The 20553-nt window shown below is 59.8% G+C and carries 25 protein-coding genes and 1 pseudogene; 6 read left to right on the forward strand and 20 right to left on the reverse strand.

Translation table 11 applies throughout. The features are described 5' to 3' along the window. Window positions 1-4: 4 nt before the first annotated feature. The 7 genes from BUB76_RS08985 to BUB76_RS09010 form a co-directional block, all read right to left on the reverse strand. The gene (locus tag BUB76_RS08985) at window positions 5-448 is read right to left on the reverse strand and encodes a type II toxin-antitoxin system VapC family toxin (RefSeq protein WP_073128442.1); all 444 of its coding nucleotides are present in this window, start codon (window positions 446-448) and stop codon (window positions 5-7) included. Continuing rightward, the gene (locus BUB76_RS08990; protein WP_073128443.1) at window positions 445-687 is read right to left on the reverse strand and encodes a FitA-like ribbon-helix-helix domain-containing protein; all 243 of its coding nucleotides are present in this window, start codon (window positions 685-687) and stop codon (window positions 445-447) included. Before BUB76_RS08990 ends, BUB76_RS08985 begins: the two co-directional genes overlap by 4 nt. 82 nt (window positions 688-769) lie before the next feature. Continuing rightward, the gene (locus BUB76_RS08995; RefSeq protein WP_073128444.1) at window positions 770-976 is read right to left on the reverse strand and encodes a hypothetical protein; all 207 of its coding nucleotides are present in this window, start codon (window positions 974-976) and stop codon (window positions 770-772) included. Beyond that, on the reverse strand, window positions 973-1512 hold the full coding sequence (locus tag BUB76_RS09000) for a 3'-5' exonuclease (protein WP_073128445.1): 540 nt from the start codon (window positions 1510-1512) through the stop codon (window positions 973-975). Before BUB76_RS09000 ends, BUB76_RS08995 begins: the two co-directional genes overlap by 4 nt. 4 nt (window positions 1513-1516) lie before the next feature. Next, window positions 1517-1906 carry a hypothetical protein gene (locus tag BUB76_RS17625; protein ID WP_139250826.1) on the reverse strand — a complete coding sequence of 130 codons (390 nt, stop codon included), beginning with the start codon at window positions 1904-1906 and terminating at the stop codon, window positions 1517-1519. Between the two features lie 95 nt (window positions 1907-2001). Continuing rightward, on the reverse strand, window positions 2002-2172 hold the full coding sequence (locus BUB76_RS09005; protein WP_084140605.1) for a type II toxin-antitoxin system PrlF family antitoxin: 171 nt from the start codon (window positions 2170-2172) through the stop codon (window positions 2002-2004). A gap of 73 nt (window positions 2173-2245) precedes the next feature. After that, window positions 2246-2548, reverse strand: a complete 303-nt coding sequence (locus BUB76_RS09010; protein ID WP_073128446.1) for a helix-turn-helix domain-containing protein — start codon at window positions 2546-2548, stop codon at window positions 2246-2248. 260 nt (window positions 2549-2808) lie between these two features. Between BUB76_RS09010 and BUB76_RS09015 the strand changes: the two genes are divergently transcribed. Beyond that, the gene (locus tag BUB76_RS09015) at window positions 2809-3261 is read left to right on the forward strand and encodes a hypothetical protein (protein ID WP_073128447.1); all 453 of its coding nucleotides are present in this window, start codon (window positions 2809-2811) and stop codon (window positions 3259-3261) included. Between the two features lie 10 nt (window positions 3262-3271). Here BUB76_RS09015 and BUB76_RS09020 read toward each other — a convergent pair whose 3' ends face one another. The 3 genes from BUB76_RS09020 to ttcA all read right to left on the reverse strand — a co-directional run bounded on the left by BUB76_RS09020 (window position 3272) and on the right by ttcA (window position 6217). Further along, window positions 3272-3754 carry a hypothetical protein gene (locus BUB76_RS09020; RefSeq protein ID WP_073128448.1) on the reverse strand — a complete coding sequence of 161 codons (483 nt, stop codon included), beginning with the start codon at window positions 3752-3754 and terminating at the stop codon, window positions 3272-3274. After that, window positions 3754-4668, reverse strand: a complete 915-nt coding sequence (locus BUB76_RS09025) for a hypothetical protein (RefSeq protein WP_139250827.1) — start codon at window positions 4666-4668, stop codon at window positions 3754-3756. The genes BUB76_RS09020 and BUB76_RS09025 overlap by 1 nt, the downstream gene beginning before the upstream one ends. Before the next feature lie 622 nt (window positions 4669-5290). Further along, window positions 5291-6217 carry a tRNA 2-thiocytidine(32) synthetase TtcA gene (gene ttcA, locus BUB76_RS09030; RefSeq protein ID WP_175550289.1) on the reverse strand — a complete coding sequence of 309 codons (927 nt, stop codon included), beginning with the start codon at window positions 6215-6217 and terminating at the stop codon, window positions 5291-5293. A gap of 220 nt (window positions 6218-6437) precedes the next feature. Between ttcA and BUB76_RS09035 the strand changes: the two genes are divergently transcribed. Then, window positions 6438-7454 (forward strand): hypothetical protein, encoded by a 1017-nt coding sequence (locus BUB76_RS09035; RefSeq protein ID WP_073128450.1) that lies wholly within the window; start codon window positions 6438-6440, stop codon window positions 7452-7454. Window positions 7455-7466: 12 nt separating this feature from the next. Beyond that, window positions 7467-8189, forward strand: a complete 723-nt coding sequence (locus BUB76_RS17630) for a hypothetical protein (protein ID WP_139250828.1) — start codon at window positions 7467-7469, stop codon at window positions 8187-8189. Window positions 8190-8336: 147 nt separating this feature from the next. On the opposite strand, the gene BUB76_RS09045 is transcribed toward BUB76_RS17630, so the two are convergent. From BUB76_RS09045 to BUB76_RS09075, 7 genes and pseudogenes are all read right to left on the reverse strand, one after another. Then, complete coding sequence (locus BUB76_RS09045; protein ID WP_073128452.1) at window positions 8337-10283, reverse strand: AAA family ATPase; 1947 nt, start codon at window positions 10281-10283, stop codon at window positions 8337-8339. Next, complete coding sequence (locus BUB76_RS17635; RefSeq protein ID WP_139250829.1) at window positions 10280-10930, reverse strand: hypothetical protein; 651 nt, start codon at window positions 10928-10930, stop codon at window positions 10280-10282. Before BUB76_RS17635 ends, BUB76_RS09045 begins: the two co-directional genes overlap by 4 nt. Window position 10931: 1 nt before the next feature. Beyond that, a complete protein-coding gene (locus BUB76_RS09050; protein WP_073128453.1) occupies window positions 10932-11351 on the reverse strand; it encodes a hypothetical protein in 420 nt (139 codons plus the stop codon). Beyond that, window positions 11344-13551, reverse strand: coding sequence for a hypothetical protein (locus tag BUB76_RS17640; protein ID WP_139250830.1), 2208 nt, complete (start codon window positions 13549-13551; stop codon window positions 11344-11346). The genes BUB76_RS09050 and BUB76_RS17640 overlap by 8 nt, the downstream gene beginning before the upstream one ends. Then, complete coding sequence (locus tag BUB76_RS17645; protein WP_139250831.1) at window positions 13548-15140, reverse strand: site-specific integrase; 1593 nt, start codon at window positions 15138-15140, stop codon at window positions 13548-13550. Before BUB76_RS17645 ends, BUB76_RS17640 begins: the two co-directional genes overlap by 4 nt. Then, window positions 15141-16469: a tyrosine-type recombinase/integrase gene (locus BUB76_RS09070; RefSeq protein WP_139250832.1), complete on the reverse strand. Its 1329-nt coding sequence runs from the start codon at window positions 16467-16469 to the stop codon at window positions 15141-15143. It lies immediately after the preceding gene. Between the two features lie 136 nt (window positions 16470-16605). Next, window positions 16606-16779: pseudogene (locus BUB76_RS09075) on the reverse strand (tRNA 2-thiocytidine(32) synthetase TtcA); the annotation flags it as partial. Between the two features lie 47 nt (window positions 16780-16826). Here BUB76_RS09075 and BUB76_RS09080 point away from each other — a divergent pair. Then, window positions 16827-17381, forward strand: coding sequence for a DUF1353 domain-containing protein (locus tag BUB76_RS09080; RefSeq protein ID WP_073128459.1), 555 nt, complete (start codon window positions 16827-16829; stop codon window positions 17379-17381). Between the two features lie 6 nt (window positions 17382-17387). Here the strand turns inward: BUB76_RS09080 and yidD are convergent, their stop codons facing one another. From yidD to rpmH, 3 genes are read right to left on the reverse strand one after another with little or no spacing between them, the layout of a single operon-like run. After that, window positions 17388-17606 carry a membrane protein insertion efficiency factor YidD gene (yidD, locus tag BUB76_RS09085; protein ID WP_073128460.1) on the reverse strand — a complete coding sequence of 73 codons (219 nt, stop codon included), beginning with the start codon at window positions 17604-17606 and terminating at the stop codon, window positions 17388-17390. Further along, entirely contained in the window at window positions 17603-17998 is a 396-nt protein-coding gene (gene rnpA, locus BUB76_RS09090; protein ID WP_084140607.1) for a ribonuclease P protein component, read from the reverse strand. Before rnpA ends, yidD begins: the two co-directional genes overlap by 4 nt. A gap of 11 nt (window positions 17999-18009) precedes the next feature. Further along, entirely contained in the window at window positions 18010-18144 is a 135-nt protein-coding gene (rpmH, locus tag BUB76_RS09095; RefSeq protein WP_073128462.1) for a 50S ribosomal protein L34, read from the reverse strand. A 248-nt stretch (window positions 18145-18392) separates the two neighbouring features. Between rpmH and BUB76_RS09100 the strand changes: the two genes are divergently transcribed. Together BUB76_RS09100 and BUB76_RS09105 are read left to right on the forward strand one after the other, a co-directional pair. After that, window positions 18393-19127 (forward strand): TVP38/TMEM64 family protein, encoded by a 735-nt coding sequence (locus tag BUB76_RS09100; RefSeq protein WP_073128464.1) that lies wholly within the window; start codon window positions 18393-18395, stop codon window positions 19125-19127. 3 nt (window positions 19128-19130) lie between these two features. Continuing rightward, window positions 19131-20549: a dihydrolipoyl dehydrogenase family protein gene (locus BUB76_RS09105; RefSeq protein WP_073128465.1), complete on the forward strand. Its 1419-nt coding sequence runs from the start codon at window positions 19131-19133 to the stop codon at window positions 20547-20549. Window positions 20550-20553 lie beyond the last annotated feature (4 nt).

A 20553-nucleotide genomic window follows, 5' to 3' on the forward strand; every position in this document is an offset into this window, starting at 1 on the left:
CTTTTCACGTGGTTGGATGCCCGCCAAGGTGGCTGAGGTCGATCACTCGTTGGGCATAAGGGGTCTTGGAAAGGATGTTAAGGAACCGACGGTCTGCGGTGACGAGCTGGCGATCCATGCGCTCGGCAAGCGCAAGGTAGACGCAATCGTAGATCGGGTGATCGATCTCCAAGGCGAGTTCCAGGGCACGTCGCTCCAGAAGCTCGTCGGCGTCGATGATCGTCACCGGTGCCGTCTGCAGAAACAGGAAGAGATCGATCGCGCGCTCGTCCGGCGGGATTTGCTTCGCGGCGAGGGTTCGAAGGACGTTGCCGGCCTCGATCCGGAAGAGGGCGGGCGCGACCATGTCAGCCCCCTGGAGGAGTTCTGCCTTGTCGCTTCCCTCTTCGTCCACGATCCACTTGATTGCGACGGAGGTGTCGACAACGAAGCTCTCACCCGCTGTCATGACGCTTCGTCGCGATCACGATCCGCGCGGAGGATCTCCGTCGTGGTCGGAGCCCCTGGGGCCAGCTTCACGCGTCTGGCGCGCGCCTCGGCGAAGAAGTCGGCCCTGTGGCCGGGGCGGAGGGCTTCCTCGAGGATCCTGCGATGCTCCGCCTCTGCGGATCGCCCCGCTTTCGCCGCCCGCTCCTTCAGGGCCGCGGCGATCGCATCGTCGACATTTCGAACGGTGAGTTGTGCCATGACGCATCCTGATTGCGAAATGATGGCACTATGAAGGCAAGCCGCGGATCTGACAAGCTTCGTTATGACGGCCGGTTTGCCATCATTGGTTCGGACATGCGCCTTCAACCTTGATCCCGGTGCCCTCAAGAAGATGGTAGGGGGCATTCCGGACCACGGCTTCAATATCGACCTTTGGTCGATCATCCTTTGGTTCTCGCATCATGAGGAAGCCCATGATCGTCACCAGCAGACTGTTCCCGACGATGGTGCCGGTGAGAATGACTTCGGTGCTGAATATCTCGGTCATGCGATCTTGTTTTCCGTTTGGAGGGATGCCTGATGCTCGGCCGCCCTCAGCCAGCCGCGAGCGAGACGCGCTGTGTCCAGGCCCGCGCGATGAGGGGCAGGGCGTCGCTCAACAGTCTCGTAGAGCATATCAAGGGCGTAGCCCGAGAACACAGCGAACGAGACAGCGTCGAAATCCTCGATCAAAGGGATCTCCACGCGGCCGGGAGCTTGCAGCAAGCGCGAGAGCCAGCGCACCTCGAACTCAGGGGCATCGGAGGCAAGTCTGCGGCGCCCGACGACATCAAAAAAGACTTCCGCCACTTCCGCGGCAGGAGGTGCATCCTCGAGTTCTGAAAGAGGGATGCCGTGGACCTCGGCGCTTTGTGGGGACCAGTCGTCGAGATCCCATGCTGGATCCGGGCGGATGAGGGATGACCAAGTCTGCACATGACCGTTCTCAATCCAGCTGAGCCCGACCTCGATCGGCCAACTCTCCTGGGAGAGGCTGGACGCCTCGAAGTCGAGGATGGCGAAATTCTCTATGGCCGCATCCATGCTCTCACCCTTGGCGGGCCGTTGCAGGACAATGGCTGGATATCGTGGTGCCCGCCTGCTTCACCGCTCGACGAACGCGGGCGATATCTGCCAGGCGGGCATGGGCGGATTGCGCTTGAGACGGGCGATGGAAGGTTGAGCGGACATCGCGCCCTTCTGGCTTGATGGACCATCCGAGTGCTGTGAGCGCCTTTTCCGCGGCATCGCGGGCTTCATGCCGCCGGGGGCGATCCGTCACCCGTGGTTCAACATGGGCTATCTCGTTGTCCTCACAGCCATGGTGTCGCTGCACCTCCATGCTGAGGACCAGCCCCGGGAATTCTGCATCAAGCCAGCACACGACGGCGCGTGCATCATCATCAAGCCGCCGTGCGGCCTCGCGGGTCCGCTTCATCGCCAGCAGGTCCTCAGACGACCTCTGGACCGGCGATATCATAGCTGCTTCGCTGTCGCCCGGCATGATCGGATCTCCGGTTAGTTCACCTCTGTTCAGTCTTCTTCCAGTGGTGCGTGAAGGTCGATTTCAACGCCATCAACCAAGTCGGCGGCGCGCTGGACGATGTGCCCGCCGAAAGGCTGCAGGCGTTGCGGGTCGGACGGGGCTTCCTGCTCGAGAAAGACCAGGAAGGCCTGGGCCTCTGGATCTATTGCCGATGTCATCCTCCTGACCTCCTCCGGTTTCGAGGCCTCTGTCGGCGGACCTCATGATGGCGGGCGGCTTTCTGACCCCAGCTCAGATGATGGCCTCGATGCCTTTCCTATCGATGACATCGAGCAGCCTCGCCGAGGAACCGCCCGGGGATTTCTTGCCCTGTTCCCACTGAGCCACCGTCGTCGCGCCGACATTGAGAAATTGGGCAAAAACGGGCTGGCTCATACGGCTCTTGGCCCTGATCTTCTTGATCCTGGCTGGCGTGAAGGAGGGTTTCTCCGGAACGCAGATCCGATCCATGACGCGCATGGTGATGTCGTTCATGGCGCCGACCTCGTGTAGGTCCTTCGCCATGTCGTGGGCCATATCCAGAATGTCACTCATGCCACAAGATGCCCCTGCGCTCGCTTGATATAGATCATAAGCCTATCACGTAGTGATAGGGCGGGTCTATTACATAACGGCTTACCAGATCGGCGCAGACATCCGTTGCTGCCGAGCCAGCGGTTCTGCGTGTTATCCATGCGAGGAAGATCACGCCCCGCCGCGAGCTCCGCTCCCTGAAATCACTCTTTTTACTCTTTTTACTTGATATAAAGCGTTAAGAGGGATAAGAGTTTTTCATCTCAGGTCAGGAGCACATCATGAAAACACGCGCCATCGACATCGACATCGACGTCCACAAGGCCATAGAGGCGGCGAGGAAGGATTTCTCGGAGCCGGACAACTCAGTCCTTCGGCGGTTGCTCGGCATCGACGCTACGCCGCAGGCGCAGTTGCGGAGCGTCGGAAAAGGGCGTCCTTGGATCGGGAAGGGCCACTCCACCGGTCTCAACCTGCCGCATGGGACCCAGCTGCGCCTCCATTACAACACGACTAACCTCGATGGCATCGTCGATGACGGTCGTCTGGTTTTCGGAGGTCAGGCGTATGGAACGCCGTCAGCGGCCGCGAATGAACTGTGCCTGACGAAGAAGGGCACGAAGACCCAGCTGAACGGGAAGACCGTGATGCACGGCCGGCTTCCCGGAGAAACCGATTGGGTGCTGCTTGCTGACCTGCAGAAACGTATGCTGAAGGAGGCAAAGGCAGCCTGACCTGGCGAGGTCAGGATCTCTTGTTGCGGCGGGCGTCGATCTCTTGGCGGAGGCGCTCGATTTGGATGTTCTTGATCTCGAATGGCAACCACACCGACAAGATGAAGGCCACGAGGGACAGGTATCCGAAGATGTCATGGACGAAATACCACGCCTCGAGCCCTTTCGCCTCGATCACTTCGCTGGCGACGAGAAGAGCCAGCACGATCAAGTATAGGATGAAGAGGTAAGTCAGTCGCATCAGGCGCAGCTGAACGTCCTTCGCCTGCTCCCACGACGCGCGCCATGTGCCCGGGAGCAGCATGCCAGGATCGCCCACGATCGAGACGATTGCGAACAGCGAAGCGGCGAGAATGGAATAGACCACTCCGATATATTCGGCGGGCTTTTCCGAAACCCTTAGCGCCTCCCCAAGCCCCAGATACGCAGGGATCAATGGCAACCCAAAGGTCAGCAGCAGACCGACCGCCTTGTATGGGTTGAAACGACGCATCAGCGTTCAAAAATCCCGAGTTCGTCGAAGTGATCGAAGGCGTCCGATAGCGCGGTCCGAACCTGGACAGTATCGATCACGCGGCGGTTGCCGTCGACGCGGAAATCGTCGCGCACCCGAACTGAGTCCCGCGTGATCCTCACCCCTGACTTGGTCACAATGGCAAAGCCCTCGTCATGTCCTTCGTCCAGGACCTCCTCTGCCATTTCCAGCATGAGCTCCCGGACTTGAGGTTGATCCCACGCCCTGCCTGGACGGAGCGTGAGGCGCCCCATGATACGCTCTGCCGCTTCGAGTTCTTCGGGTGTCGCATCGTCTGACACCAAGCTCTTCAGCATCGAGAAAAGTCCGGCATTAGGGATCTGCCCTTGGTTCGAGAGATACTCGAGGGTTGACCGATAGCCTCCCACGTCGAGGTCGATCTCCTCGATGCCGTCCTGCATCATCGCCCGGTAACGCCGTTCATCCAGCGTGGCGGTGAGAAGATACGTCGCCTCGTCGGGGCAGAAGGCTTCCAGGAGCTTGTTGAGCAGAACGCTGATCGAGCTGTCGCGGACAGGGGAATTGTGGGTTGTGAAGACAACATCGTCACCTCGGCACACCAAGTATACCTGTGATTGGATGAATTGCTTCTCACGAGGCGCGGGTTCTTCTGCCACTCCGGCACGACGGATCGTCTGGATTACTGCCGCGCCAGCACCTTCCTCGAACGTCACGAGGTGCAGGTAGTCTCGCCCTTGACGATCCCGATCATGGGACGCGACAATGGCGTCAACGCCATTCTTGAAGGGGAACACCGGGTATGCTTCGGCCGGGTATTGATCGCGGCAGAGGTCGAGAGCGTTCTGCAGCGCAGCCCCCTCTCCAATCGATTGGCTGGCTCGGCGATAGTGCGCCGTTTTCTTGAAACTCAAACCGTCCCCCAGAAGATAATTTCCGGCACCGTAGCCAGAATGGCGCCTTGAGATAAAGAAAAAAGCCCTCTCCGAGGATGGGGCAGTTCAACAGGTCACCCGGGTTGCCGGCCTGGCCGGGATCTTGTTTATCCACGAAGGGCCGTCAGCTCTCCCAGCGCTGTCATGAGCTTCTCACCGGGATCCGGCAGTCTGCCGCCAGCGTCCATTATCGCATCACGGACGTAGTCAGGAAAATCGCATACCGTGCCAGCGGAGGATATATGGCAGTTCATCCCGAAAGACCGTTTCTCGGATACCTGCGACGACAGCCCGATGCCACAGCGTGGCAAAAATTCATTGCTCCGGATGGGTTCGGTCACGGGCGCGAACCGAAGACGGGCGACCTACTCAAGCTCAGGGTCGGCGGGCGTCCCATGCGCAGATCGCTGCGCGATCTGTCCCGGCGACAGGGCTACGGATCGAGCCGCGGGTCTCGATCCGCTATACGCCCTGCCGCCGCGCCTGTGAGCCTCTCTCCCGCCTTGACGGCGTCGAGACCGGCTCGGCCTGCGGCCGACGTCGCCGGGTCTGCGACCCGCCGACATCGTCAGCATCCGCCGGTCCCGTCGCCGTCAACCCATCACTGCCAATCGATTTGTGCTTCAGGGCCGCTCGAGGGCCCTTTCTCTACAGCGACGTCTCTTTCTCTGAGGATAGGCGCCCCCGCCGATGCCCCGTCCATCTTCAGCGCCAGCCCCGCAAAGTCCCAAAGCTTCGGATCGAGAAGATGCGACGGCCGCGCGTTCATCAGCGCGCGGAACATCACCTGGCGGCGCCCGGGGGAGTTCTTCTCCCACTGATCGAGGATCTGCTTGACCTGCTGGCGTTGCAGCCCGTCCTGGCTGCCGCAGAGATCGCAGGGGATGATGGGGTAATTCATGGCCTTGGCGAACTTTTCGCAATCGGCTTCGGCCACGTGGGCCAGAGGGCGGTAGAGAAATAGGTCGCCTTCCTCGTTCACCAGCTTTGGCGGCATGGTCGCAAGGCGCCCACCATGAAAGAGGTTCATGAAAAAGGTTTCGAGGATGTCGTCGCGGTGATGACCCAGCACGACGGCGTTGCAGCCTTCCTCGCGCGCAATGCGGTAGAGGTTGCCGCGCCGCAGCCGCGAGCAGAGTGCGCAGTAGGTCCGCCCCTGCGGGACCTTGTCTACGACGATGGAATAGGTGTCCTGGTACTCGATTCGGTGCGGCACGCCCATCCGTTCGAGGAACTTGGGCAGCACCGTCGCCGGGAAGCCGGGCTGCCCCTGGTCGAGGTTGCAGGCGAGAAGGTCTACCGGCAAAAGGCCACGCCACTTCAACTCGATAAGGATCGCCAAAAGCGTGTAACTGTCTTTTCCGCCAGACAAGCAAACAAGCCAGCGCGCACTGCTGCCTTCCACCATGCTGTATTGTTGAACTGCTTCGCGAACGTTGCGAACTATCCGCTTGCGCAGCTTTCGGAACTCCGTCGTCTGCGGAGCACCCTGGAAGATGGGATGTATGTCATCGAGATCATCGGTCATAACCAGCGGTATACGGCAGAGTCTCTTCCGGCGGAAACCCCTTCTCGCCGACAGATGCTGTCCGAGCAATAACACCGACTGTGAGGAGGTGACCGCCCTTCTGCGTGGATGATCGGGATTTGGAACCAGCGGGGGGTATTCGCAGCCCGAGGAGTTGTAAGTCGACCTCGACGTTCTCGTTGGCATGGCGCCGCGCCGGGAAGCGGAATAACGTGAACTTATGTTGAGATTCCTTGCGCATACGCTCGAGCAACTTGATCTGGCCCTTGAGCACGTTCTGAAGGGCGATGCCAACAGCGCGCGCTTTGCGGTGATGCTGACGGACAATGCCTTAGAACTCGTGCTGCATCAGCTTGCCAAGGATGAGCGACGTGAGAGATCTGCATCGTGGAAGCGCGATAAGGTCTATAAAGATGCCTCAGCTTTGGAGGCCGCCCTTGGACGGCATTTCGATGCCAAGCTGCGTTTTGCCAAACCCAGACTGCCCATCTCCGATGAGGAAGCCGGGACTATTTCAATCTGTCATGATCTGCGCAATGACGTCTATCACATTGGACTGCAGCATGAGGCTGTGCTGCCTGCCATTGCAGCACTGTATTTCGATTGCGCGGTCGGAGTTCTTGCGCGCTACAAGCCCAATTTCCTGAGTTATAGCCCGGACATGATGCTCCCCGAGCGCTCAAGAAAATACTTCGGACAACAACCGTACGGTTTCCGGGCGCGCGAAGACTTCCAAGAGGGATGCCGTGCTCTGGCAGCGCAGGCGGACTTTGACGCCGGGCCTTTCGTAGATGCGCTGGCGGATCATCTCGCCCAGCTCGTTGAAGAGCAGGACGGCGTCATCGATATTATAGCAACCGGCGGACCGCACCAGATGAGTCGGGATCAGGCCGTAATCGAAACCGAAGCCTGGCACATCATGTTTGATCCGAAAGCTGCCCGTGAGGCTAAGAAACGTCTCAATGGCAAGGCCGCCTTGCCGGGGAAATCTATCGCGGAAATCCAGAGCTGGCTGGTTGCAAACGGGGCCTTGCGTTACTCAAGGGATCCAGTGCCCGGCTGGCGGAAGCGGGAGGCATCCCTGAGACGGGAAAAGAATCCACACAAGGCTTTGAAGAAATACCGTGATTTCATCCTTCAGACTGCCGATATCCGGGAGCTCTTACTCGAGGCCTGCGGTCAGGTTGAGCAGTGGATTGACGGGCAAATCGAGCAAATGCGTTTGGAAAATAAGTGAGCAACTTAGACCATGGGAAATCCGCAGCACTATTCTATTGAACTGCCAAGCCGTTGCCTTGATCTCATCAATGGCCTCTGGTCAGCAGCTTCCAACCTGTATGGTGGCGCGCATCCCGATCTCGGCCCGCTAACATCGACCTTTTTGGTTTCCATGTCCATGCCAATCCTAAACATACCGTTGGAGCGCATCGAGCGTCAGATTGACAAGAACGACGGTGAAGCCTACGCCGATGACAGGCATCTAAACCCTGAAGCCGTCGAGGCGTTTATGAAGGTAATTCGTAAGGGCAAGCTTGGCGATGCCCCTTTCTACAAGGACGGGACTTGGCGCTTTCATCCTCTTCGCGATGGGCCATTTCCAAATATTTCTGATGGCCTGCCAGATAGCTTGGCTGAGGCGCTCGAAAGCGAAGATGCAATAAAGGCGGCGCGTGTTATGCCCGCATCGCAATGGGTCAGCCTCCTTCGCAATGCGATGGCTCATGGAGGTATCGCCTATCTTGACGAGAATGGCCGCAGCAGGCACGGCACACCAGTGAAGATGTTTGCTTTCGTCAGCGGCAAATACGGCAAACCGAAGTGCGAGTTTGCGGACGCGGCTTGCAGGTTTGGCATGGGTAAGCTGGACGGCCTTAACTTCCTGCGTATCAGCGAGGACGACTACAGGAGTTTCCTGGGAGATTGGGTGGCCTGGCTTGTGGCCTCGAAGATTGCAAAACAGGCGGCCGCCTGACCACGAGCTCGCAGGTTATTAGGGCTTGAGTGTTCTACGTTTAGCTCCGCCCCGGGGCACTGCTCGAACTTTGACTCTCTGGCAAGACTCGTATGGAGTAGAGTCTTGCGTGGCGACACATTGGGGTCACCCTGCGAACCCTTACGATTAAAGTTGGGCGGCGATCCGGTTGTCTCGCTGGCCATTGTCTGACTTGGCGCGCGTGAGTGTAAGCCAGTCTCCGAAGCCAACCTCGCGTCGCTCGGCCGCTGGCGGACGGCGCACTGCGACGTCAAGTGCCCGCCGGTCGCCAAGGAAAATCACCTGTTCCTGGGCGCGCGTCAAAGCTGTGTAAATCATTGAGCGGTCGAGAATTCGACTCGCGAACACTGGCACGATCACCCGCTGCCATTGTGAGCCTTGGGCCTTATGGACGGACACCGCATAGGCGAGCTGAAGGAAAGAGCCATCTATCGGCGCGAGTTCATGCACGTTTCCGTCGAGATTTGCCGTGATGCTGTCGGACCTGACGCGTAGAATTCGACCCATAGAACCGTTCGTCAGTCCGCGATCAGCATCGTTTCTTGTCCAAATAACTGGTTCGCCCTCGGCCACGTGGGCCGTCCTTGGCCATGCGACCGGTCGACGTTGCATCGCAAGACGGTGGAAATAGCCGTTTATTGCCGCGATGTCGCGGTTCGTCGGCGCGATAATCTGGACATCGTCACGCCCCATCCCGGATTCGGCAAGAACTCGGCCAATAGCGTGGATCGCGGCGGTCAGCTTGTTCTTTTCACAAGGCGTAAAGGTGACGCCGCTTTGCGCTCCCTCGAAGGTGGAGAGAGTTTTCAGTGTGCCATTGCGTACGCCTTCGGCGAGCGCCGGGATGCCGGTGGTCTCGTCTTGGCGGTGCACGCGATCAAGGATCACACGGGCTACTTCATGGTCGGTTGCGAGTTGATGGAACACGATGCCTGGGGTGACAGGGGGCAGCTGCGCGGGGTCGCCGCACAGGAGGAGCGAAGCGTCTCCGATACGCCGTAGGATGCGCCAGAGTTCCACGAGACCCAGCATCGACGCCTCGTCTGCTATCAGTGCCGTGTTCGCGCTGAGTGGGCGGTCAGCCTCAAGCAGGAATCGCGTGACCGTGATCGCTCTCCGGGATGTCGCCTCAGCAGCACGCTTAGCGGCACGTCCAGATAGGGTCACAATGAGGGGCCTGCGCCCAACTGCCTCCATAGTTTCGCAGACTCCACGCAACACGGTCGTCTTGCCGGATCCGGCGTAGCCCGCCAGAACCATAAGCCGGTGTCGGTGGGACATCCGAACTGCCTCGCGCTGCGCTTTTGTCAATGGGAACGGCTGGCCCGCTTCATAGGCTGCAAGCAAGGTGTTTAACGTGGCGGACGGCGTGACACCCAAAACCGGCCGAGCCGATGAGAGGCGCGTGAGCTTGAGGGCGCATTCGGCTTCCATATGTGCCGTCCCTGGGGGTTGAAGCGTGTCAGCAAACCGAGCAGCCCCGCCTGAAGCCACGGCCGCCTGGGCCGCTCCGGCCGCGGCTGGGCGACCCAACAGGTGCGCTGCGGCGCAGAGAACTCGTTGCACGGTCAAGCGTGTTGAGCCCACACCAAGACACGCATCGCCTGTTAGCACAGCCTCTACGGCTGCCGCGTCTCGGCGCGTGTCACTGTCATCTATTCCGAGCGAACGCGCTATCGCGTCGACGGCCTTCCAACTGGTCACCGACAGCAGGAGGTAGGGATTCTGACGCACCGCTTCGATTCCCTGCGGTCCCCACGCCCGGGCGAGCCGGATTGCATTGGCGGTGGGTATTTGGGCGCCAATATCGTCAAGCCAAGAAAGGAGAGCAACTTCAGATTGTCGCGCTTCCATTGCCGCTGCCGCTTCTATGGCAGGTTCTTCGCCGACGATCTCTATTACGCGCTTGTCGAGTGCGAGGATTGCTGCCTGTAGGTCGTCCCCTAAAGCTTCGGCGAGAGCAGCGGCACGCCGGGGCCCGATGCCCCGGAAGGTCCGGTCGCTTGCTATATACGTTGCGAGCAGGCTGGTCTCGCTGGGCAGGCCCGTCGCAACCAAGTCAACTTGCTTCATGAGCGACCCTTTGGAGAAACTCTGGCGCCCATGGCGATCAGCTCGGCAACCTCGTCGCCACGCATCAATTGCGCTCGCAGTTTTGCGTTCTCTGCGCGCAGCTCGGCCAAGCGACGCTCGGCTTTCGACAGCCGAAGTTGCGCTTCACGCAGCCGCGAAGCTGGAACCATTTCCGTCGGATCAGGTGACGACGGCGTTATGTCCTCTTCGAGTGCCACTGTGCCGGCGCTCCCCATCGCCACTCCATGCTTTTCGGCATAGGAAGAGAGGACGGCCCGCACGTCCTTTCGAGCCATCTCAGTGTAGTGGAGGCCTGCAAGATCCGCGATCTCGCGCAGAACCAGGGCGCCCTCGAGCACGGGAAGTGGGTCTCCAGCGGAACGACGCTCGGCGATAAGCGCGGAGACGCGCTCAGCCGGCGTTAATTTGCCGTCGCCCCAGGTAGCATCGAGGCGTGCTGCAAGAGCTTTTAGACCCGGGTTGGTTTGCCAAGCGGACCGCGAAAAGTCGAGACGCTCCGCCACAAGACTCCTATTGAGAGCGCCTGCACGCACAAATTCATCCGTGCGGCCAGATTCCTCGATTTCGGCGGCCCAGTTCTCAGCTCTGCGTGCAGTTTCACGACCCTTTTCGATGTTCGATGTCATTTCAAATCTTCTTTGGGGGTTTTAGGGGGCGGTTGATTTCGCCGAGCTCGATGTTCTCGCGTCGACACCGTTGCGTCAGGAACGCGAGTTCAAGATTCCTCTGCTGAAGTTCCGCCTCAAGCTCCGTGATGCGACGCTGATTTTTTTCCACCAACTCCATGAGATCGCTCTCCGAGCGTGGGAGGCCAACTCGAGCCCTTCGCTCGGCGTGGACTGCGCGCCGAATTCGGACAGTTTCCAGTTTTTCGTCATAGGCCGCCTTGATCCGCTTTTGATTCTGCAAGGCGCGTTTCTGGAAGGGCAGGCCAGCTTCCTTCACCCTATCGGTGATGGCGTCCCATGTCGGCTTCTTGCGGAAAGACTTGATGATGCCGATAACCGTATCGATGTCATCCTTCTGAATCGTGCGGCGCTCAGCCATTTTTAATTGGCCCTTTCAACTCTGGGATCTCACCTTGCTCTGTAGCGAAAAGCCTGATGCGATCAGTGAAGCCCGCCTTGATAGCGCCACGCTTATTCTTTCTGGCGATTATCGTGCCATCCTCGATATGTGGGTCGTTCAGGGCCATCAGCATGTCCTCTGCGCCGGCAATCTGGGCCTCGAGGTGCGGCAGGACTTTGTCGTTCTTGATGCGTTTCCCGCCTCCCTCGACGTGGCTGCGGAGCAGATCACGCTGATTCTTGAGCTTGCGAATCTTGTCCTCAAAGAGCGTCTTTGCCTTAGCCGCGCCCTTGCAGACAACGAGGCGGGCACAGCTAAGGCAGTTCATCGCGTGCGGACACGGCTCGGATTTAAGGTCCCCGACGCAGAACCCAAACTGCGTAATTGAGATCATCAGGCGGCGGTTCAAATCGCGCACAGACGCTTCCAAGTCCGATAGAATCTCGATGGAAGGTAGGGCTATGTTGCCTTGAAAAGCTTGGCCGACCTGTCGTGTCAGCAAATCGTCCACTTGCGCCTCGTCGTAGTCGGAGACGTGGTAGCCGTGCGCTCGAAGACGCTCGGCGTCGGTCCTGTGATCATAGACGGAGTTCTGAGCTATGCTGCGTCGTCCACTCCACATGGCGATTATCGGCTCGGGTATACCAGCACGCTGCGCCATGGTGTTCAGGAAATGCCGCAGGTCGTGAGTTTGAATCGATGGACAGCTGCCATCTGGAAGGCAGATATCAAGACGTTCAAATAGCGTTTCTTGAGAGGAATTTTTCACAAGCAGCTTATGAATATTTTTGTCTGTTGGTGTAACTAAAAATAGCTTGTTTCGATAATTGAACCTCGGATCAATTTGCCCCTCGAATATTATCAGCAGTGCGCGGTCAGCCTCAAGCTTGTAAGTTTCACTATTTACTGCATATGGCCAATCTGCGCCGAACGTATTTTTCCACTTTTCTTGAAAGAGATGCCACCACTCTGCCTCCAATGTTCGGAAGCAATAGTGATTCTCGCGTTTGCTTTCACCTCCGCGCCCACTCTGCCGACGAGTCGCCATTGTAAGTGGAAAGTTGGTCCACCATTGTTTGTGTGTGCTGATGTGCTTGTCGTCGGGTAGGCCGAAGAGGTCTTTCAACTCCTCCGAGGAAATAATACCCGTATCACGGCAAATGCGAAGGTGCGCAACTTCTTCTGCAATTGGCATCGACCCGGGGTTATCCATGATCCAGCGCGCAATCTCTCGAGCCTCTTTGCCGTACTCGTATAAAATGTCAATGCAATCCCGCGCGACCTCCTGCATAGCCAACGGAATGGGCTTAACGATTGGTCGCCCCCCCTTGACAGGATGCCACACGAGCCCGAGTTTGAAGTCGAGATCTTGGGCGCTGTCTTCAGGAATGCTATCTCCAAGTTGTTCAAGAGGATTCGTTAAAACAACGATATCGGCTGCTGTGCGCCACAACTCTGAGATCCGGGATGGTGCGCAAACGAGCAGCGAGGCGAGCATCGTGTAATAACGGAGGTAGTCGAAATCGTTGCGCTTCGCGTCCGGGCTCTCGTTTGATCTGAGCCTCTGGTAGGCGCAGCCAAGCGCGACGATTTCATTCCAGGATGACGCCTGAACATTGCTTGGCCCATTTTTTTTCTTGCGACTTCCCTTGACATTTATACTGGAAAACTGCGGGGCCACGCCGCGTGCGACCAGACGGGCAATAATCCCCTTAGCAGTGTAAATTGCGCCGGTGTTGGCGTCCTCCATGAGCCCGGTCAGATAACTTTCGACCACGACTGGGGAGGCCTCTGTGATGTCCGCCGCTGACCCCTCGGCGATTAGATAGTCGATGAGGCGACGCGCACCTTTAATTAAATCTACAAGAGTGCCGGATTTCCATTTCTCTCCGATCTCATGCTTCTCTTCGAGAAGCCACACGATCAGCATGCATAGTAAATCTGCCCAGGCGTCCTCGTAGCGCTCTTTGGAGCCAAGAGGCGCAATAGTGGCGATCGGCTTCGTATCCGCTGGGCTGGTCCGTTCCGTCAGATCCGTGAAATTCCACTGAAGTTCGTACCAAGCGATTTTCGCGTTCGTGAGGATCGACGAGGCCTTGGCCTCCTCGATCCTTGCTGCCAACGTGGCTTGGGCGCTGTAGATCTCTGTCGATGTCGCAAGCTGGATTGGGCGGGTCAACAGACCTCTCCTTGCGCAACTGCGTTACGCTCCGCCTCGACCTCCTGTCGTCGCCTCTCGGCGCCGATGAGCAGGGCTTCGTATCGATCGAATTGCGCACGGATGTCCGGGTCGAAACGGGTGTTCCAGCTACCGTCCTCATTTTGCATATAGATTTGTCTTTCTTGGAGGACGTCCCATAGGGGCTGCAGGTCGGCATCCTCGTAGAGCTGGAATTTGGGGCAACTAAGGCAGGGCCACGGCTCGCCAGTTGTGGCGTCGCCCGCAAACATACAGTTTCCGCACGCCCCGCCTCCAATCAAGGCAACTTTTGCTTCCGTCGTCGCCTCGAGCGAGATGATTGGCGTGAGGTCTTTTTCAATTTCCGCATGAGAGACGACGGGATTCGTGAATACTGAACCTACGTCGTCCATCATATGTAAGAACTTAGAATTGCGCATCTGCATGGCCATGCGTGCGAGATCGACATAGGCTGCGCAGCTTTCGGAGCTCTTGTGGCCAAGACGCAAGGCGATCTGAGGGGCCGAGTAACCTTTTAGAGCGAGGCGTGTTCCAACCGTATGGCGCTCCCGGTATGGGTTGAAGGTCATGGGTTCGGGCTTGCCGCTGCGGTGCGTCAGAAGACCGAGAGACGTCATGGTGTTTGTAAAGCGTGCTGCCACGCGGGCACTCATCGGGTGCCCCTCATACCCAGGCTCCCGATTGGGTTTCGGCTGTTTTGACCCTCGCCAGACGCCCGGAAGACCCTCCGGCGTGAAGAGGGGCAGCCTCTCTTGTTCGCTCAGTGGGATGCCATCAAGGCGCAAATCAAGGTAGGCTTCCAACGCTGGCAGCAGTGCGCCGCCGAGTGGCCACCACGGTGCCTGCGCAGCCGAAAGGTCATTCTTGGCGAATGGCCATCGAATCTCGGCTTTCGCATGGCCTGTATGGCGACACCGTACATCCGCTATCTTCATGTTCGCGACTTGCTCGGGGCGTATGCCGTAGAAACGAAAGAGTTGAACCAGAACGTATTTTTCTACGTGCCATGCTCCACTCGTGTAGGCTTGCTCGATAGCACGATCTTGATCCAGCACCTCGCGCTCGAGCCATGGCCCCTTTTTCGGGTCGAGCGATAAGATGTGCTGGACCTCCTTTTGCGGCCTCTTCAGCGTCCTCATCACCTTGTTCGTCACGTTTGGGAAGGCTTTCGGATCGCGGGCACGGACAGCGATGATGAGCGACTTTAGTGTGTACGGATAGCCGCGTCCTGACGCTTCGTCGCGCCATTCCGATATCATTGCGCTGCTTAGAGCATTCACCTTCACGCCTGTCCCGCGGAAAGAAAAATGAATGCAGTCTTTGAGTGCTATAAAAAAGGCTTGAAAGGACGAATCTGCATGCTGACGAGTCTGCATCACGGTCGCGAACTGATGCTTGATTTCTTTCAGAAAGCCTTCTGTAACCGCGTCGGCAAGAAGTCCATAATCGATCTGCCGTCCGCGCAACTCCCAAATGTCCGATTCAACTTGATTAACGTATCCTGATTGTGATTGCACAGTTGTCGGACGGGCGACGATCTCAAAGAAACTCTTCTTATTCGCGACCATTTACATCTCTTCGCAAAATCGTGCGTCTGTGAGCATATCCGCGTAAATCGCAGCATGGTCTTCGTTGGCAGTGTAGTAGGATGGCATGTTGCTGGTCGTGGACCAACGAAAGAATTCGCGCATGCCCTTCTCGATGGCATCCGCGGGTTCATTTCTTTGACGTTGGCGGCGGACATATCTCATAGCTGATAGGTGACGGAGCGCATGTGAAGTGAGTTCGCCCTTAGCGATTCCGCAGCTCAAGCAAAGCTTCTGACTGGCGGCATTGAATCCGGAGAGGCTAAGGGGGGATCCAAATAGGTCAGGGCGTCGCATCGTTGTAGTTACGAAGACGAATGTATGGTCCATGTTACTCTCGACGCCGATCTCCTCGGCGAGGTCGTAGATATCGTCCCAAGCCTCTCGCCATGCCTCATCAAGCTGACGAAAGACCTCGTTCGGAACTGTAACTACGCCGGAGCCGGTCTTTGCCTCTGGCTTGCGCTTTCTGGGGTCTTCAGGATCGTTACGGCGGGCGGCGACACTAATCTCCGGAGGATAGTTTGTGCCACGGCCAGGCTTGATGTCCTCCCATTTTAGCGCAAGCACCTCTGAGCGCCTCAAGCCACCATAGAATTGCAGAGCGAACATTGTGGAGTTCCGGAGCGCTGTTAGGCCATCTTTCCAAATGGCCCTCGGATCATAGGTTCCCATGTGCTCTTCAAGCCTGCTGAGTGCGTATCCCGAAAAAGCATTGCGCTTGGTCCGCCCTGGCTTCGTCGGTTTCGTAATGCACTGCCTGATTGACTCGAAAGCTTGACGACGCAACCGGATGTCGCTGTCGGGCACAACGTATCGACTCAGAACGCCATCGCCTGTTCTCATCAACCACTCAAGATAGTCGATGACATAAGTGGCCCGGAGGTGGTGCGTCGTGGCTGCGGCGGGTTTGAGTTTGGAAAGGGCGAGCTCCAGATTTATGAAGTCAATTCCTTTTTTCTTCTCTTCCACAAGGTCGCTCAGAACTGCATGAGTGTGCCGGATCAGCAGGTCGATCGCGCGGAGTTCTGGCTCGGTTAGGCCTGTTTCGTAGCTGAGGCGGTGCTCAGGCCGTTGGATGTCGCCCACGATTGCTGCCAACCGTAAAATAGCCAGCGACTGAAACCGCGCATCGCGAGTGTTCACTGGTTCCTCGTGATGGGCGGCCAAGTATGCTGTCCCGAAAAGGTCTGCCTTGTAATCAGGGGTAATTGGTATTTTGACCGTATTCCCTCCCGACTGAATTTTCCTGAGTTGGAGAGGTTCCAGAGAGGGCGTCCCGTTCGGCGTCACTTGTGCATCATTGTCCATGACTGCCAATAATAAGTTTCAAACACGACGATGTCGAGAACTTTCATTCGGCATAAAATGTCGCTATGGGATTATTTTATATTTTAATAATAATGACTTATCTTATTTTTCCGTGCGCAACAGTCTGAGAGTGCACATAACTGTCCTTGCCGCCCGACAGGCAGACCAGCCACCGCTCGCCCTTGCGCGCCATGCCGTATTGCTCGACCGCCTCGCGGGTCTGGCGCACGATGCGCTTGCGCAGCTTGCGGAACTCGGTGCTGTCGGGGGCACCGTGGAACAGCGGGTGAATGTCGTTATGGTCGAGCATGGGCGCCGATTATCCCATTTCTGTCCGCCCGCCCAGAGGAGATCGCCATGCAGCTTCGTGCCGCCCCGCCGCGTCCCGTCGATCCGTATCCGGCCGATTGGCACCGCGTCAGCGATTTCGAGTACCTGTCGCCGCTGAGCCTGATCCGGCCCGTCGCGAACCTGATCGACCGGCTGGGCGAGGATGGCGACTACGTGCTGCAGCATGATTTCGACTGCGCCGTCCGCGTGGATGGCCGGCGCCACGTGATGACCGCGCCGCACGGGCTGGTGACCGACCTGACATCGGTGCCGCCGGGGTTGCGTTGGCTGGTGGGCCGAGTGGGGCCGTGGCTGGAGGCGGCGATCATCCACGACTACCTTTATGTCGCCTGGTCCTTCTTGCCGGGACGCGTGCCGCAAGAGCGCGACAGGCTGTTCGCGGACGAGGTCATGCGCCTGGCGATGGAGGCGGCGCGGGTGCGCGCCTGGCGGCGCTGGGCGATCTACCTGGGGCTCAGGGCGTTCGGCGCGCGCGCCTATGCCCGGGCGGATCCGGACCGGGCCTTCGCCGACCTTGGCGATCACGCGTTGCGGACGCCGCTGGTCGTGCCGGACCGCTGAGCCCTTCTAGGGCACGTTGTCGATGCCTGAGCCGCCAAACGGGTGGCACCGGGCGATGCGCCGCAGCGCCAGCCAGCCGCCGCGAAGGCCGCCGTGCTTTTCCAGCGCCTCGAGCGCGTAGGCCGAGCAGGTCGGGTGATAGCGGCAGTTGAAGCCGACCCAGGACGAGAATGTCGCGCGATAGGCCAGCACCGGCCAGGAGAGCACGCGCGCCAGCGGGGTCATCGGTGCAGCTTGTCCATCGCGCGGGCGAGGTCGCTGCGCATCCGGTCGAAATCGGCCCCGGCGGTGACGTCGCGCCGACCGATCAGGACGTAATCCCAGCCCGGCCGGCCGTGGTCCGGCAGGGTGAGGCGCGCGATCTCGCGCAGGCGCCGCTTGGCCCGGTTGCGGGCCACGGCGTTGCCGACCTTCTTGGAGCAGGTGAACCCGACGCGAATCGCCGCGTCGCCGTCATCGCGCCGCCGGGCTTGGAGCATGAAGGCCGGGAGCCGCACCACCTGCGCCCGCGCGGCGCGCAGGAAATCGGCGCGGGTCTTCAGGCGGGTGATCTCGGGTGTGTCCAAAGCATCCAACCCGCCTGCGGAGGGATCCGAGGCGGGCGGAAAGGCTGTCACGGCGAAAGAGCTCAGGCGCTGAGCGACTTGCGGCCCTTGGCGCGGCGCGCGTTCAGGATCTTGCGGCCGGCCTTGGTGGCCATGCGCGCACGGAAACCGTGGCGGTGCTTGCGAACCAGGTTCGAAGGCTGGAAGGTGCGTTTCATCGCGTCTCTCCATCAGGTGCGGTGCGGCAGGATTCTGCGCGCGAACATCTCGAAGCCCGCCGTTTAAGCGCCGTCCCACCGCCTGTCAACCGGCGGGCATGTTACAATCCGCCACTCCAATGTTTCAGAACGCGGTCCCGCCCGAGGCTTTCGGACACGGGTGTGTCAATCCGGCGTGACGGGGCTGGCGCGGAGCCATGACCGCCGCAGATAAGGGACGCGAGCGCCCCAGCCCGAGAGGACAGACCATGGCCAGCCAGACCGAAGACGACAGCCGATCGAAATGGGTGCGGCGCCTTCCGATCATCGCGATCGCGGTCGTGGCCCTGGTTGGCGCCTTCACCCTGCGCGACTACCTGAGCTTCGAGACGCTGTCCGAGAATCGCGAGGCGCTGATCGCTTTCCGCGACGCGAATTACCTGGCGACCGTGCTGGTTTTCATCGCGGCCTACGTGGCCATTGTCGCCTTCTCGCTGCCCGGGGCGACCATCGCGACGCTGACGGGCGGGTTCCTGTTCTCGACCTTCCCCGGCGCGCTGTTCAATGTCACAGGCGCCACGCTGGGCGCGATCTGCATCTTCCTGGCGGCGCGCTGGGGGCTGGGCGACCGGCTGGCGGCGCGGATGGATGCCTCGGACGGGATGGTGTCGCGCATCAAGCAGGGCATCGACGAGAACGAGTGGTCGATCCTGTTCCTGATCCGGCTGGTCCCGGCCGTCCCGTTCTTCGTGGCGAACCTCGTGCCCGCCTTCGTGGGGGTCGCGCTGTGGAAATTCGCGGTGACGACCTTCTTCGGCATCATCCCGGGGGCGGTGGTCTACACCTCGGTCGGCGCGGGCCTGGGCGAGGTTTTCGCCCGGGGCGAGACGCCGAACCTTGGCATCATCTTCGAGCCGCATATCCTGCTGCCGATCCTGGGCCTGTGCCTTCTGGCCGCGCTGCCCATCATTCTGAAAGCCGTGCGCGGCAAGAAAGGAATTTGAGCGATGGAAAAGATCACGTGCGACATCTGCGTCATCGGCGCCGGCTCGGGCGGGCTGTCGGTGGCGGCGGGGGCCAGCCAGATGGGCGCTGACGTCGTCCTGATCGAGGGCCACAAGATGGGCGGCGACTGCCTGAACTACGGCTGCGTGCCGTCGAAATCGCTGCTGGCCGCGGCCAAGCAGGCCCATGCCATGGGGCAGGGCGCGGGCCTTGGTGTCGCGCCGGTGACGCCGCAGGTGGATTACGCGGCGGCCAAGGACCATGTGGCCAGCGTGATCGACACCATCGCGCCCGTCGACAGCCAGGAGCGGTTCGAGGGCTTCGGCGTGCGGGTCATCCGTGACTGGGCAAGCTTCAAGGACAAGCGCACGGTTGTGGCGGGCGAGCGCGAGATCACCGCGCGCCGCTTCGTCATCGCTACGGGGTCGGGGCCGTTCGTGCCGCCCATCGACGGGATCGAGGACGTGCCGTATTTCACGAACGAGACGATCTTCGACCTGCGGGAACGGCCCGACCACCTGCTGATCATAGGCGGCGGCCCCATCGGCATGGAGATGGCGCAGGCGCACGCACGCCTCGGCAGCAAGGTCACGGTGATCGAGGGGGCCAAGGCGCTGGGCAACGACGACCGCGAACTGGCCGAGGTTGTCATCGGACAGCTGCAATCCGAAGGCGTCCAGATCGTCGAGGGCCAGCAGGCCAAGCGCATCACCGGCGGCGACGGCAGCGTGACCGTCGAGACCGAGGGCGGCAGTCACACCGGAAGCCACCTGCTGGTCGCGGTGGGGCGCAAGGTCAATCTCGACCGGCTGAACCTGGACGCGGCGGGCGTGAAACACGACCGCGCCGTGGTGGTGGGCGACGACCTGCGGTCGAAGACCAACAAGCGGGTCTATGTCGTCGGCGACGCCGCGGGCCGGATGCAGTTCACCCATGTCGCGGGCTACCACGCGGGCATCGTCGTGCGCTCGGCCGTGCTGGGCATGAGCTGGGCCAAGGCCCGGCAGGACCATATCCCGTGGGTCACCTACACCGCGCCCGAGCTGGCGCATGTGGGCCTGACCGAGGCGCAGGCGCGCGAGAAATTCGGTGGCAGCCTGCAGGTCGTGCGCTTCAACTACGACGAGATCGACCGCGCCGTGGCCGAAGGCAAGACGAAGGGGTTCGTCAAGGTGCTGGTGGCCCATGGCAAGCCCAAGGGCGCCAGCATCGTGGGAGACCAGGCGGGCGAGCTGATCGCCATGTGGGCCATGGCCATCGCCAACGGCCAGAAGATGAGCGCCATCGCCAACACCGTTCTGCCGTATCCCACGCTGAACGAGATCAACAAGCGGGTCGCCGGAACCTATTTCTCGCCCAAACTGTTTGATAGTGCATCGGTCAAAACCGCCGTAGGATTGATCCAGAAGTACCTGCCCTGACGCC

The sequence above is a fragment of the Palleronia salina genome, assembly GCF_900141995.1.
In the GTDB taxonomy this organism is placed as follows: domain Bacteria; phylum Pseudomonadota; class Alphaproteobacteria; order Rhodobacterales; family Rhodobacteraceae; genus Palleronia; species Palleronia salina.